Annotated in this window: 2 protein-coding genes; both read left to right on the forward strand. The window is 72.1% G+C overall.

Translation table 11 applies throughout. The annotated features are described in order from the left end of the window. Positions 1-155 (forward strand): hypothetical protein (locus G3I71_RS52885; protein ID WP_343243315.1); only part of this gene is annotated, 155 nt, incomplete at its 5' end. Between the two features lie 23 nt (positions 156-178). Further along, the coding region (locus tag G3I71_RS48290) for a BCCT family transporter (RefSeq protein WP_203733203.1) at positions 179-426 on the forward strand (248 nt) is incomplete at its 3' end.

Raw genomic sequence — 426 nt, forward strand, 5'->3', positions numbered from 1 at the left:
TGGTGCCGCCGCGCAAGCTCACGCTCGAGGAGTCGCTCGAGTTCGCGCGCGAGGACGAGTGCGTCGAGGTCACCCCCGAGGTCGTGCGCATCCGCAAGGTCGTGCTCGACCAGACCGAGCGCGCACGTCAGACCGCACGCAACAAGCGGTCCTGACCCGCAGGGGCGAGGATGACGGCATGACGACGCCGACCGACGAACCCAGCGCCGCCACCCCCTCCCCGTCGCCGGCCACGTCCGGCGTGTCCCGCGTCTCCTGGCGCGTGTTCGCGCCGGCCGCCGCGGTGATCGTGCTCCTCGCGGGCCTGGCGATCCTCTTCCCGGACCGGGCGGAGTCGGTCGTGGAGGCCGTGCAGGCCGACGTCATCGGCGCGTTCGGCTGGTACTACGTGCTGATCGTCGCGGGCTTCGTGCTGTTCGCGCTGTG

Origin of the sequence: Streptomyces sp. SID12501, assembly GCF_010550245.1 — a bacterium.
Classification (GTDB): domain Bacteria; phylum Actinomycetota; class Actinomycetes; order Streptomycetales; family Streptomycetaceae; genus Streptomyces.